The following is a 13,125-nucleotide window of genomic DNA, read 5'->3' as shown; positions in this document are numbered from 1 at the left end:
TGATTAATAAGATCGCGGCAAACCAAGAACATGCTGGCCTACAAAGCTCACAACCAAATTATTAGAAATTGGCGCTACGATAAACAATCTTGCTTCCCTAAACTTTCTTTCAATATTGTACTCTTTTGCAAAGCCATATCCGCCATATGTGTCCATGGCTGCATTTGCGGCACGCCAAGTAGCTTCAGAAGCAAGGTATTTTGCCATATTCGCTTCTGCACCGCAATCAACTCCTGCATCAAACATTTCTGCTGCTTTGTCCCTCATTAATTTTGCAGCCTGGATATCCATGTAACCTCTTGAAATCGGGAATTGAACACCTTGGTTTTGACCGATTGGCCTATTAAAAACAACACGTTCATTGGCATATTGAACGGATTTATCCACGAAATACATGCCATCCCCAATTGATTCAGAAGCTATTAATATACGTTCTGCATTCATACCGCCCAATACATATCTGAATCCCTTGCCTTCTTCGCCAATCAAGTTCTCGACCGGAATTTCGGCCCCTTCAAAAAAGACTTCAGTGGTCGCGTGATTGATCATGGTATCAATTGGGCGAATATCTATCTTATCTGCCTGCTCCTTCATATCAAGGATAAAGAGGCTTAAACCGTCCGTTTTCTTTTGCACCTGGTCTTTCGGAGTTGTTCTCGCCAAAAGCATCATTAAATCAGAATGCTCGGCACGGGAGGTCCAAATCTTTTGGCCATGTACGATATATTTGTCTCCCTTTCTCTCTGCAAATGTTTGAATGCTTGTGGTATCACTGCCTGCTGTTGGTTCAGTAATACCAAAAGCTTGAAGCCTCAATTCACCGCTTGCAATTTTGGGAAGAAATCTTTGCTTTTGCTCCTCGTTTCCGTGACGCAGCAAGGCCCCCATCGTATACATTTGTGCATGGCAAGCACCTGCATTTCCGCCAGAACGATTGATCTCCTCTAAAATGATTCCTGCTTCTTTCATTCCCAGGCCTGCTCCGCCATATTCTTCAGGAATGAGAACAGACAGCCAGCCCTCATCGGTTAGGGCCTTAACAAAAGCGGTCGGATAGGCATCTCTCTCATCAGTATCTCTCCAATATTCCTCAGGAAAGCGCTCACATAAAGTGCGAACGCTTTTTCGGATCATTTCGTGTTCGGTATTTTCCATTGTTTTTGTATTTGTCATCTTTACTGCCTCCAAATGATATTTTTTTGGTTAACTCTATTAAACTTGCCAGTTGAGTTCACTTCAATTACAAAGTACTAAAACAGCTTATGGTAAAAGGTTTTCTTTACTTCCCTTTCCATTCCGGTGGACGTTTTTCATTAAATGCATAGATGCCTTCCAAACGATCTTCAGAGTTTGCACATTTATAGTAAGCTTCCAGCTCGAGCACAAGCCCAGTTGCTAAATCTGTTTCCGTTCCTTTATTGACAGCTTTCTTTAAAGCTTTAAGGGAAAGTGGCGCATTCGCAGCGATGCTCTCTGCAAGTTTAACCGTTTCCTCTATCAGCGTTTCAGCTGAAAAAACATGATTGATCAATGCTAATTGCTTCCCTTCTTCAGCAGTAATTCGTTTGCCTGTGAAAAGCATTTCCTTTGCCAAACCTATTGGGAGGATACGGGCAAGCAGCTGGGTACCGCCGATTCCAGGTATAAGGCCTAATTTTACTTCAGGCAGTCCCATCCCTGCCTGTGGTGCAGCTGTTCTAATATCACAGCTTAGCGCAATTTCCATTCCTCCTCCCAATGCATAGCCATTTACAGCGCCGATTACCGGATATGGAAATTCACGGATTTTCTCAGTCACTTGTTCAAAATAATCATGCTGTTTTTTCCAATCCTTTTGAGACATACCATTCCGCTCTTTTAGGTCAGCTCCTACACAAAAGCTCTTTGTGCCAGCACCTGTAATAATTAAAACTCTGACATTTTCATCATATTTTAATTCATCCAGAGCTTCGATTAATTCCAATGCCATTTTTGTATTCAAGGCGTTCATGGAATCAGGGCGGTTTAACGTCAATAGAGCAATGCCTTGCTGCTGATCCGGGTTTTCAATTTTTATCGTTTCATAGGTTTGTACTAACATGTAACTCATCCCTTCAATCAATTAGTATGAATGCTAACTTGGCACCGGATATTTTCGGGAGCTCTTTCCTGCCTTCGCAACTTGCCCCGGTAAATCATGGCCAAGTATTTCTTTCAATCTATGAGAAGCCTGTATTAATGTATCCAGATCAATAGACGTTTTAACACCCATCTCCTCCAGCATGTGTACAACATCTTCTGTACTAACATTTCCTGTTGCACCAGGAGCAAATGGGCAGCCGCCAATTCCGCCAATGGAGGCATCATACATAGTAATTCCCGCTTCCATTCCGGCCAGAACATTCGCAAGCCCCATTCCCCTTGTATTGTGAAAATGGCAGCCAAATTCAAAGTTTCTCCATTCATTTACAACTTCTTTTGTTAATTCATAAACCTGCCTGGGATTAGCCATACCAGTTGTATCTGCAAGTGTAATTCTTTTAATGTTATGTAAAAGGAGGGTGTCTACTATATTCATGATGCGTTTCTGGGGGACCGTTCCTTCAAATGGACAGCCAAATGAAGTGGCAACTGTAACGTTTAAAGCGATAGCATTCTCAGATGCAAATTGGGACAAGATTTTAAAGCTGTTCAGTGATTCTTCTGTTGTTTGGCGTACATTTTGCTGATTATGCGTATTACTCGCCGATAAAACATAATTAACAGACTTCACACCATTCTCTTTTGCAATTTCAAGTCCCTTTAAATTAGGGACAAGCGCAACAAGCTCCATCTCTTGTTCATATTGTTGGATATGGGCATAAAAATTCGAAGTGTTCGCCATTTGCGGCACTAACTTTGGATGAACAAAAGAACCAAATTCAACTTCGGACACATTGGCTTCCCTAAATAAAGTAAAGATATCCAGCTTCTCTTCAACTGTTAAGACTTTTGACTCAAGCTGAAGTCCATCCCGGAGACCGACTTCATAAATCGTTACTTCATTTACTAGCTTCATAGCATTATTCCCCCATTAATTTGTTGGAAAAATCTTAGCTTTATATAAATAGGATACTGTATCCAATCCGCAATTTCAATAATTATTATGAATATTCTAAAGATTTTTAATGTCGATTCCTATTTCTTTATAAATGCTCCTAATATTTGTTCTTGGTTAAAATGGATCTGTTAAATCTGAATGTTGATTTTCACTGTAGGTACTCCCTTTCTTTGGGCGGTCCGACGCTCCGCCTGGGTCGCAGGGCTTTGAATAAGCATCTCTGAGTAAACACCGCACGAAGGAAATGCGATAGCATTTGCGAAAATCTCGTGTGTTCCGGTCCAATCAACAGTAAGCTAAAAAAACAATAAGTTTTGACAGAGCAATAAAAATAAAAAAGTAAAGAGTCATGAAGACCCTTTACAATTAGTATCGAATGTTTGATGTGGTATGTGCAATTGATAATCTTACATATATCTACTCAATAGATTGTGAATATCGCTTTTGTTAACCGATAAATTTTGGTCAATTAAACTCGATTTGCCTGAATTCCCTGGTAGTGACTCAGTAAATTCCTTTCGCTCTTTCCGGTAAATGACACCTGTAATAAACCCATTTGTTTGCTCAACTTTTTCAAAAGCCAAACTTCGGTTTGACACATCGTAGTCATTTTCATTGTCTAGGTTTATTAAATTCTGTTTAAACCAGTCATACGTAAATACTTTATTAAATGTTACGCAAGGACTAAATATATTGATGAAAGAAAAACCTTTATGCTGGATGCCTTGTTCAATTAATGAGGTTATTTGTTTTAAATTTCCTGAGAACCCTTGTGCGATAAAGCTAGCATTTGAGGAAAGGGCTACATGTATTGGAGAAACTGGACTTTCCGGATTTCCCTCTGGAGTAGACTTTGTTAAGAAGCCTTTAGGGCTTGTAGGTGACATTTGTCCTTTGGTTAGTCCATAAATTTGGTTATCCATTACAATATATGTTATATCGATGTTTCGACGGGCTGCGTGAACAAAATGATTAAGTCCAATTCCAAATCCGTCTCCATCTCCACCTGCACAGACAACTGTTAAATTCTTATTAGCTAATTTCACACCTTGAGCCAGTCCTAATGCACGTCCGTGCATAGAATGCATTCCATAAACATTTAGGTAGCCTGATATTCTTCCAGAACAGCCAATACCGGATTGAAGGACAAAATCTTCAGGCTCAATTTTCAAGTTGACTGCTGCCCTTTGAATTGCTGCTAAGACAGAAAAGTCTCCACAGCCTGGACACCAATTAGGCTTAATATCTACTCGATAATCTTTTAGAGTTGTCATATTTATACCAGCTCCTTATTACTAGACACATCAAAATGATTGTGAATGTAAGTAATAATTTCTGAAGTCTTGATGGGAATACCATTATATTTTAAAATGCTGTGTACTTTAGAATGAATGGCTACCTTTTGTTTAATTATATTCGCTAACTGTCCCGTTGAATTTTGTTCTATTATAAACACTTTTTTAGCAAGTCCTGTATAATTTGTTAGTTCATCTTTTGCTAAGGGCTGAAGCATGCGTATATGCGCATGTCCAACTTCAATCCCTGAACTGTGCATTTTTTTCCTGGCTTCATGAATTACTCCATATGTAGATCCAAAACCAATTAACAATATATCAGGATGTTGACTTCCTTCATATTTAATTGATTGATCTAGAGGAACATTTTCTAATTTCCTTTTTCTTTTGTCCATTTGCTCTTTCCTGTTGTTGGGATTTTCACTGGGATGTCCTGATGGCCCATGTTCGATGCCAGTCACATGATGCATTCCTTTCTTTTGACCAGGTATACTTCTTGGAGTTATACCATCCTCAGTTATTGCAAACCGCTCGTAAAAAGCTTTTTCATTTTCAAAAAGCTCTAAATCGCCGGCTAATTTTCCACGATCAATTTCTATTTCGTTTACCTCTTGGAAATCAAAAGTTTGTTTTGAAGTTGCCAGCATCAAATCCGAGGCAACAAAAACAGGACACTGAAATTTTTCAGCTAAATTAAACGCTTTGGGCATATCCGTAAATGCCTCTAAAACGGTACTCGGAGATAGGATAATCCTGGGTGATTCACCATGTGTACCTGAAAACATAGCATTTAGATCACTCTGTTCAAACTTAGTTGCCATACCGCTGCTGGGACCTCCCCGCTGACAATCTACTATTACAACAGGAATTTCCCCAGCACCTGAAAGTCCGATTGCCTCTTGCATTAAAGAAACTCCAGGGCCTGCAGTGGCAGTCATTGCACGGGCACCTGTATAGCCCGCACCTAAAACCATGGATATAGCTGCTAATTCATCTTCTGTTTGTACAACAACTCCTCCGTATTCAGGAATAATTCTGGTTAAATTCTCAAGAACTTCTGAAGCAGGTGTAATAGGATAACCTGCCATGAAACGACAGCCTCCCAGTACAGCCCCTAGCGAAATAGCGTCATTTCCAGACATAAAAATACGCTGTCCGGAAGTCGCTTTTTCAATCGGAAAATGGACTTCAATTACTTCCTTTGCATATTGGTACCCTTTGCGCAAAGCACCCAGGTTATTTTCGATTATTGACTTTCCCTTTTTTTCAAACTGTTCCTTTATGGCTGTTTCAAATTCTTCTATGGGCTGGTTCAATAATGAACATGCAGCACCGACAGCAATAATGTTTTTCATAATTTGACTTCCAAGCTCTGCTGCTAACTGGGTTAAGGGAATTTCGTGATACCGAATTTCCTTGCCGAGGTTAATATTATTAATATTTACTGTCTTTGGATCACACAAGATGATTCCATTAGCTTTGAGCGATTGCTGATGAAGACTGATCGTATCTTCATCAAAGGCTATAATGATATCCAAATCTTCCGAATTGTTAAATACCTGAACCTTACTAATTCTGAGATTAAAATCCGTATGGCCACCTTTAATACGTGATGAAAAACTTCTCGCTCCAAAAAGATGGTATCCTATTCTGCTCATAGCCTTTGCTAAGATTTCACCAACACTTTCAATACCCTCTCCTTGCTGGCCGCCTATAATAATGGATAGCTCAGTTTCTTCCATATTTGTTCCTCCTTTTTTATACTTAAAACAGGATACTTAAACAAAAAGTAATTTAAATATTCTAACTTTTTACATCATACCAAGAGAGTTAACTATTATAAAATGGAATATTATATTATTTAATATCATGTATTTTAATATTTTACATGTTTTTCAACCGTTTATGTAATATAATGGGAACTGTGAGTTATCTCTAAGATCCTATTGCTTTAATTGTCTTCGTTGAACTTGCCAAATGATTACTATCCTTTCTTTTTAGACTAGCCAGAAAAATATATGAGGTGATTAATTTTGGAATCTTCTGGAATACAAGCCTTTCTTGCCATTGTTCGCCATGGCAGTTTAACAGGAGCAGCCAGCTCTCTTTTTTTAACTCAATCAACTCTAAGCCACAGACTCACCCAGCTGGAAGAATTTGTCGGGATGACTTTAATCGAAAGAGGCCGTGGCATTCGTTCTTTATCTTTAACACCAAGTGGTGAAGAATTTTTAAAGATAGCAAAACAATGGGAGGAACTAATTCAGGAAACTAAGTACCTTAGATCCCAGAAAAAACAGGCTTTGACAATCGGAGCAGTGGATAGTATTCATAATTTTATTCTTCCCCCCGTTTATAAAGCACTTAATAGCCATTCAAATGAGATGAATTTAAGACTAATAACATATATAGGAGAAGAATTATACTCCCTTTTAGAACAGGATAAAATCGATATTGCCTTCGCTTTACTTGAAAAACCCCGGCCCGATTTAATAATTAAGAAGTTCTATTCAGAACCCTTGGTTGTCATAAGGCATGATTTCAATCCAGAGAAGTCCCACAAATATATAAACTTTTTAGATTTGGATCCTAGTAACGAGTTATACCATGAGTGGAGTCCTTCTTTTCAAGCCTGGTATGAAAGATGCAGGGAAGACAGAGAGTTTTTAGGAATCAGAATTGATTCAGCAGGATTAATTTTTAATTTTATGAGTTTCCCTAATAAATGGGTTATCGTTCCTATGTCCATGGCTAAAAAGTTTATAAAAATGGAAGGGTTTTCATTATATTGGCTTGAAACTCCTCCTCCGGATCGTAAGTATTACCGAATCCAGAGAAAACACCCCAGATCTAATACCATAGAAAGCTTAAAGATTCTAGATTCGTATTTAAGCCTGCTACACGAAAGCAGCCTGCTCGTAAAATAACTAAGCCTCTATATCGTAATTTTTTCGGCTTTTTATCAATTTTGTAATATATGGATAAAACAGTGTCATTACAGCCAATAAAATCAATATTAAGGATATGGGCCTTGTGAATAATATACTAATATCCCCATTTGACAGGACGAGAGATCTTCGTAAGTTAGCTTCTAACATCGGACCTAATATCAAAGCTAAAATAACCGGTGAAACTGGGAATTCATATTTATGCATAAAATACCCTACTATACCAGCAATCAACATAACCCAAACATCAAAAAAATTATTTCCTAAGGCATATGATCCTACGATACACAGTATAAGAATGATTGGTGTTAAAATAACCTTGGGAATGGTCAGGATTTTAGTAAACAAACGGATTCCCAGCAGACCATAAAATAGAATTAAAAGATTGGCTAACAACATCCCTATAAATAGGGTATATACAATCCCGCCATGGTTTGTGAATAACAAAGGTCCAGGCTGAAGCCCTTGGACCATAAGTGCACCCAGCATAACAGCTGTAACAGCATCACCTGGTATCCCAAGGGTTAATAAGGGAATCATAGCACCACCAGTACAAGCATTATTGGCTGCTTCTGAAGCTGATACGCCTTCAGCATTCCCTTTCCCAAACTCTTCAGGTTTTTTTGAAAATCTTTTTGCTTCATTATAGGCAACAAATGAAGCTATATCCCCGCCAGCACCAGGAATCATGCCAATAAATGTTCCAATGCCAGATGACCTTAATATAACTGTGATTAAACTTTTAAATTCACTCCATTTTAATTTAACCTTCTCGATGGCTTTAACGGAATTACTGCTTTTATAAATGTCTTCTACAGAACGAAATGCTTCTGAGGCAGCAAATAGCCCAATTAATACAGGTATATAATTTACACCGCTCATTAAATTTTCAATACCTAAGGTAAAACGCGGAAACCCGCCAATTGGATCAATACCTATAGTAGCTATTAATAACCCTGTCACCCCAGCAATTAATCCCTTAAGCAGAGACTTCCCCGAAATACTTGAAATAATCGCAAGTCCAAAGAAAGCAAGTGCAAATGATTCGGGAGCACTGAATTTTAAAGCGAATTCAGCCAGTTGAGGTGCAATTAAAATCAAGACTATTACACTTAGTACCCCTCCAATAGTGGAGGATAATGTTGAAACAGTTAAAGCTTTATAAGCTAATCCTTTTTTTGTCATTTCATAACCATCAAGGGCAGTTGCTGCTGAAGAGGGTGTACCAGGGGTCCTCAATAGAATAGCAGTGATTGACCCGCCATAAATCGCCCCAAAGTAAACCCCTACTAATAAAAGAATTCCCGTAACAGGTTCCATGCCAAAGGTTACAGGCAATAATAAAGCAACTCCCATAGTTGCAGTAAGACCCGGTAAAGCACCTAAAATGATTCCGATCGCTCCTGCCATAAATAGGATAAGGAGAACCTTTATATTAAGAACATTTAAAAATCCTTCAATTAATAATTCCATTTTCAAGCTCCTTTACTGAAAAATAATCCCAGAAGGAATCGGTACTAGAAGCAGTTTTTGAAATAATATAAAAACAAATAATACTATGCCTATAGGTAAACCAAAAAGGATTGAAAGTTTCTTTTCTTTAAAGATTTTTAAAAAACAAAAAACTGCTATAGGAGTTATTATGTAAAAACCAAGAATGGGAATTAGGAAAGTAAGAACAATAATTAAAAGCATAGTGACAAAAACTAGTTTTATACTAGACTTACTCCCATTTTCTGTATCATCGCTTTTTTTGGCGGAATTAATTATAAGAAGTAGTGCAAGGATAACAAGAACACCCGCATACAGATTTGGCATAAAAGCTGGTCCTGTATCCTGAACCGATATCTCTTTAAATTGAGTCGTCATAATAAAAAACAGTCCAGCAATGAAAATAGCAATGAAACTGCTAATTATATTCGCTCTTCTCATTTTCGATCCCCCTGACTTTATGCTATAAATGAATGAATGCAAAGTGCTGGGGAAACAGCTCTTTGCATTCATTATTATTTAATGAAAGAGTGCTACTGAGTTATCCCCAACTCTTTTAGTAGCCCTCCAAAGAATTCATGGTCTTTAGCAACTAATTCCTTATACTCTTCGGTACCTTTAAAAGCAATCCCCAGACCATTTTTATTCATAAAGTCAACAAATTCCTCATCTTCAACAGCCTTTGAAAAAGCTTCTTCCAATACCTTAACAACCTCAGGAGGAGTATCTGAAGGAGCATCAATTGCTCTCCATACACCAACATTTGCTTCGTATCCAGCCTCTTTGAAGGTAGGTACATCTGGCATGATGGTTGATCTTTCATCGGAGAGAACACCAAGTGTCTTTAATTCACCAGCCTCCACCTGGGCTAAGACCTCCGCGGGGCTGACCGTAATTGCTTCTATATGTCCGCCTAATAATGCAGTCTTTGCCGGTGCTGCTCCATCGAAAGGAACGTAGTTAAACTGGACATCAGCCGCTTTCTCAATTGAAGCTGAACCCAGATGCCATATCCCGCCTTTCCCCGTTCCTCCAACGCGAATTTTTCCTGGGTTTTCTTTCGCATAAGCTAAAAATTCTTCTAGCGTATCATATGGAGCATCTGCAGGGACAGTTAAAGCAGAAGGATCAAAATTAATATGAGCTACCTGTGCAAAATCTTCATAGGTAATTGGAGTCAGCCCCATATGCGGCAAAAGAGCTATCTCATTTGCATTCATAATGATGGTATAGCCATCAGGTTTGGCATTTGCTGCCTCGCTAATCCCAACTACTGCATTTCCGCCAGTTTTATTAACAACTCCTATTGATTGACCTAAATGTTTTTCAGCTGCTTTTGCTAAAGCTCTTGCAGTAGCATCAGTACCGCCTCCAGCAGCATATGGAACAATTAAAGTAATAGACTTTTCAGGAAAGCTGTTTCCGCCATCTTTATCAGACGCATTTTCTGCTCCTTCCTTAGTCGAAGCATTACTAGAACTGCTGCTGCAAGCAGCTGTAAATAAAACCAACGAAACCATTAGCACGAATAGGATCCATTTCTTCTTCATGTTAAGCCCCCCTATTAATTAAAGGAATTACGCTTTTACAAATACAGTTTTGGTAGCAGTAAAGAATTCAATCGCTGCCTTTCCTTGCTCCCTTGAATGGGAACTTGACTCCTTCATTCCTCCAAATGGAGCCTGAAGTTCAACTCCTGCCGTTTCTGCATTAATTCTGACAAGGCCTGCATCTATCTCTTTTATAAATGTCATCATCCTTCCGATATCTCTTGTAAATATGGCTGCACTTAATCCATATTTAACATCATTAGCAATCTCTAAAGCTTCTTCAATGGATCGGACTTTAATCAAGGCTAATACAGGACCAAAAATTTCTTCCTGTGCAATCACCATTGAAGTGGTAACGTTTTCGAAGACTGTTGGTTCAACATAGTATCCTTCCTTTAATTTTCCTTGCTCAAGTCTTTTACCCCCATAAAGAAGAGTGGCGCCTTCATTAATGCCTTGTTTAATATAATTAACAACTGTCTGAAGCTGTTTCTCACTTGAACATGGACCCATCCATGTGTCGGATTCTAAGCCACTTCCTACTGTAATTTCTCTTACCTTCGATAATAGTTTCTCCTTGAACTGATCAAACACATCTTCCATAATTATGACGCGGCTGGTACAAGTACATTTTTGCCCTGTTGATTTCAAACCTCCATTAATAGTTTGTTCAACAGCTAAATCCAAATCCGCATCATCTGCAACGATTACCGGGTTCTTGCCGCCCATCTCTGTCTGAAACTTAGCCCCTCTGCTCGCCGCACCAATTGCTACGCGTTTCCCTACATCATTGGAACCAGTGAAGCTTATTGCCTGAATATCAGCGTGGTCAATAATTCCTTGGCCTATTGTTGAGCCGGTGCCTGTTACCAGGTTTACTACACCTTTCGGAATACCTGCCTCAGCGATGCATTTTACTAGTTTTACAGCTGTAATACTTGTTTCTTGTGCAGGTTTAAAAACAACAGTATTCCCAGAAACAATTGCTGGCGCAATCTTCCAGGCTGCAATTGCAATAGGAAAGTTCCATGGAGTAATAATTCCGACAACGCCTAATGGAACTCTTGTTGTGTACATTAAACCATCACTTTCAGTGTGTGGAATGACGTCACCTATTTTATTCATTCCTTCACTTGCATAATATTTAAAGACCGAAATGGCCCTCATGGTTTCTCCTTTAGCTTCAGCTAAGGTTTTCCCCATTTCTTTTGTCATCGTTATTGCGATATCCTCAATATTTTCTTCAAGTACCTCTGCAATTTTATATAAGTATTGCCCTCTTGCAATAAATCCTTTGTTTCTCCAAGCTTTTTGGGCAGATTTAGCTGCCATGACAGCTTCATCAAGATCTTTTTCTGTAGATTTTTGAACAATACCAACTATTTCTGTGTTATCTGCAGGATTTTTACTTTCTATCTTTTCATTGCTGTTTGAGGACTTCCATTCCCCATTTATAAAATTATAATAAGTAATAGTTTCTGTTTTAAGCGACATCCCCTACCATCCTTTCCACAATGAGACTTTTAGATTTAAATAGTAATAGATGCACGAGTAACCTCACGCCTAGCGGACTTATCCAATGCTTCCGCAATATTCTCAAAAGGTATTTCACAATCAATCATCTTATCAAAAGGATACTTATCAATGTATTTTGATAAGAATTGTAAGGACTTCTTCAGATACCACGGTTTATAGCGTAAAACAGGAATGATTTTTATTCCTTTTCTAGTTAAAAGGCCTGGATCAAAGTCAATGTTTATTCCAGGCGAGATGTTTCCCATCGTTACATATCTGCCATTATTTCTAATGAACTGGATCCCTTCACCAAAAGCAGCAGGAACACCAGATACTTCTAACCCTAAATCAGCACCTTCCCCATTAGTGAAGGAGCGAATGACTTCAGCTATTTGTTCAGGACTTTCATAATTCCTGAAGTTTATTACGTGGTCTGCCCCAAACTCTTTTGCTGTTTCCAATCTGGATTCAACACCATCAATTACAATTACCTGTGCCCCCCGTTCCTTTGCAACAGCAGCTGCATTTAAACCAAGACCCCCAGCACCTTGAATAACAACAGTTTCCCCAGTTGCTAGCTCACCTTGATCTAAGCCGTAATAAACTTGGGATAATGCGCAGTTAGCACTTGCAGCAGCAACATCAGGAATATTATCAGGAACTTTATAAAAATATTGATTTGGGTGTATATAGTAATGAGATGCAAAGGCACCGTGAAAATGCGGATATTCCTCAGGACGTTTATTCCAAAATTCAATACTATTTTCACATGTATTAAAATCTCCTCGTAAACAAGCCTTACATTTTAAGCAAGTTCGAAAATAGCACGCTGCTACTCTGTCTCCTACTTTAATTGGCTGCCCGGCAAAGTCCGTGGTCAACTCTGGACCTATTTTTTCAATAACCCCAACCATTTCGTGACCTAGAACTCCAGTTTTCTTGGTAGGATGAAGTCCTTTCCAAATATGTAGTTCGGAACCACACACATTAGTCCGCAGCACTTTTACTAATAAAGAATTGGATGCCGGCTCAGGGATTTCAAACTCTCTAAACTCCAGCTTCATTGCTTCGACCATATTTGCAACTTTTCCATAGGTTACATTTTTATCTTCTACTGCATTTTTAAGTAATTCACTCATAAAATCACTCCACTCTATCTTTTTGTAAGCCCTTTCATAATACTCAAAACTATTGTTTAACCCTTAAGCTTATTCACCCCCTAAAACTATGAAAAGCTTTACTTTTAT

Annotated in this window: 11 protein-coding genes; 1 reads left to right on the top strand and 10 read right to left on the bottom strand. The window is 38.6% G+C overall.

The window, feature by feature from the left end:
- Window positions 1-3 precede the first annotated feature (3 nt).
- The 5 genes from J7I93_RS16835 to J7I93_RS16815 all read right to left on the bottom strand — a co-directional run bounded on the left by J7I93_RS16835 (window position 4) and on the right by J7I93_RS16815 (window position 6,116).
- Window positions 4-1,173, bottom strand: a complete 1,170-nt coding sequence (locus tag J7I93_RS16835; protein ID WP_251025877.1) for an acyl-CoA dehydrogenase family protein — start codon at window positions 1,171-1,173, stop codon at window positions 4-6.
- Window positions 1,174-1,279: 106 nt separating this feature from the next.
- A complete protein-coding gene (locus J7I93_RS16830) occupies window positions 1,280-2,080 on the bottom strand; it encodes an enoyl-CoA hydratase/isomerase family protein (RefSeq protein ID WP_214727058.1) in 801 nt (266 codons plus the stop codon).
- A 33-nt stretch (window positions 2,081-2,113) separates the two neighbouring features.
- Window positions 2,114-3,037, bottom strand: a complete 924-nt coding sequence (locus tag J7I93_RS16825) for a hydroxymethylglutaryl-CoA lyase (protein WP_214727056.1) — start codon at window positions 3,035-3,037, stop codon at window positions 2,114-2,116.
- A 449-nt stretch (window positions 3,038-3,486) separates the two neighbouring features.
- Window positions 3,487-4,353: a 2-oxoacid:ferredoxin oxidoreductase subunit beta gene (locus J7I93_RS16820; RefSeq protein ID WP_214727055.1), complete on the bottom strand. Its 867-nt coding sequence runs from the start codon at window positions 4,351-4,353 to the stop codon at window positions 3,487-3,489.
- A gap of 2 nt (window positions 4,354-4,355) precedes the next feature.
- Window positions 4,356-6,116, bottom strand: a complete 1,761-nt coding sequence (locus J7I93_RS16815; RefSeq protein ID WP_214727054.1) for a 2-oxoacid:acceptor oxidoreductase subunit alpha — start codon at window positions 6,114-6,116, stop codon at window positions 4,356-4,358.
- A gap of 291 nt (window positions 6,117-6,407) precedes the next feature.
- Between J7I93_RS16815 and J7I93_RS16810 the strand changes: the two genes are divergently transcribed.
- Window positions 6,408-7,301 carry a LysR family transcriptional regulator gene (locus J7I93_RS16810; RefSeq protein WP_214727053.1) on the top strand — a complete coding sequence of 298 codons (894 nt, stop codon included), beginning with the start codon at window positions 6,408-6,410 and terminating at the stop codon, window positions 7,299-7,301.
- Here J7I93_RS16810 and J7I93_RS16805 read toward each other — a convergent pair whose 3' ends face one another.
- The 5 genes from J7I93_RS16805 to J7I93_RS16785 all read right to left on the bottom strand — a co-directional run bounded on the left by J7I93_RS16805 (window position 7,302) and on the right by J7I93_RS16785 (window position 13,017).
- Window positions 7,302-8,795 carry a tripartite tricarboxylate transporter permease gene (locus J7I93_RS16805; RefSeq protein ID WP_214727052.1) on the bottom strand — a complete coding sequence of 498 codons (1,494 nt, stop codon included), beginning with the start codon at window positions 8,793-8,795 and terminating at the stop codon, window positions 7,302-7,304.
- A 12-nt stretch (window positions 8,796-8,807) separates the two neighbouring features.
- Window positions 8,808-9,254 (bottom strand): tripartite tricarboxylate transporter TctB family protein, encoded by a 447-nt coding sequence (locus tag J7I93_RS16800; protein ID WP_214727051.1) that lies wholly within the window; start codon window positions 9,252-9,254, stop codon window positions 8,808-8,810.
- A gap of 92 nt (window positions 9,255-9,346) precedes the next feature.
- Window positions 9,347-10,363 carry a tripartite tricarboxylate transporter substrate binding protein gene (locus J7I93_RS16795; RefSeq protein ID WP_214727049.1) on the bottom strand — a complete coding sequence of 339 codons (1,017 nt, stop codon included), beginning with the start codon at window positions 10,361-10,363 and terminating at the stop codon, window positions 9,347-9,349.
- A gap of 27 nt (window positions 10,364-10,390) precedes the next feature.
- On the bottom strand, window positions 10,391-11,857 hold the full coding sequence (gucD, locus tag J7I93_RS16790; protein ID WP_214727047.1) for an alpha-ketoglutaric semialdehyde dehydrogenase GucD: 1,467 nt from the start codon (window positions 11,855-11,857) through the stop codon (window positions 10,391-10,393).
- A 35-nt stretch (window positions 11,858-11,892) separates the two neighbouring features.
- Entirely contained in the window at window positions 11,893-13,017 is a 1,125-nt protein-coding gene (locus tag J7I93_RS16785; protein ID WP_214727045.1) for a zinc-binding dehydrogenase, read from the bottom strand.
- Between the last annotated feature and the right edge of the window lie 108 nt (window positions 13,018-13,125).

It is taken from the genome of Bacillus sp. ISL-47 (genome assembly GCF_018613175.1).
Taxonomy (GTDB): Bacteria; Bacillota; Bacilli; order Bacillales; family Cytobacillaceae; genus Cytobacillus.
The sequence above is the reverse complement of the archived record's forward strand: the minus strand, read 5'-3'. Positions and strand labels throughout refer to the sequence as shown.

Bases quoted from the DNA above. Each gene is read 5' to 3' on its own strand.
- J7I93_RS16835 (WP_251025877.1), bottom strand. From the start codon at position 1,173: ATGACAAATACAAAAACAATGGAAAATACCGAACACGAAATGATCCGA.
- J7I93_RS16800 (WP_214727051.1), bottom strand. From the start codon at position 9,254: ATGAGAAGAGCGAATATAATTAGCAGTTTCATTGCTATTTTCATTGCT.
- J7I93_RS16830 (WP_214727058.1), bottom strand. From the start codon at position 2,080: ATGTTAGTACAAACCTATGAAACGATAAAAATTGAAAACCCGGATCAG.
- J7I93_RS16795 (WP_214727049.1), bottom strand. From the start codon at position 10,363: ATGAAGAAGAAATGGATCCTATTCGTGCTAATGGTTTCGTTGGTTTTA.
- J7I93_RS16785 (WP_214727045.1), bottom strand. From the start codon at position 13,017: ATGAGTGAATTACTTAAAAATGCAGTAGAAGATAAAAATGTAACCTAT.
- J7I93_RS16825 (WP_214727056.1), bottom strand. From the start codon at position 3,037: ATGAAGCTAGTAAATGAAGTAACGATTTATGAAGTCGGTCTCCGGGAT.
- gucD (WP_214727047.1), bottom strand. From the start codon at position 11,857: ATGTCGCTTAAAACAGAAACTATTACTTATTATAATTTTATAAATGGG.
- J7I93_RS16815 (WP_214727054.1), bottom strand. From the start codon at position 6,116: ATGGAAGAAACTGAGCTATCCATTATTATAGGCGGCCAGCAAGGAGAG.
- J7I93_RS16805 (WP_214727052.1), bottom strand. From the start codon at position 8,795: ATGGAATTATTAATTGAAGGATTTTTAAATGTTCTTAATATAAAGGTT.
- J7I93_RS16820 (WP_214727055.1), bottom strand. From the start codon at position 4,353: ATGACAACTCTAAAAGATTATCGAGTAGATATTAAGCCTAATTGGTGT.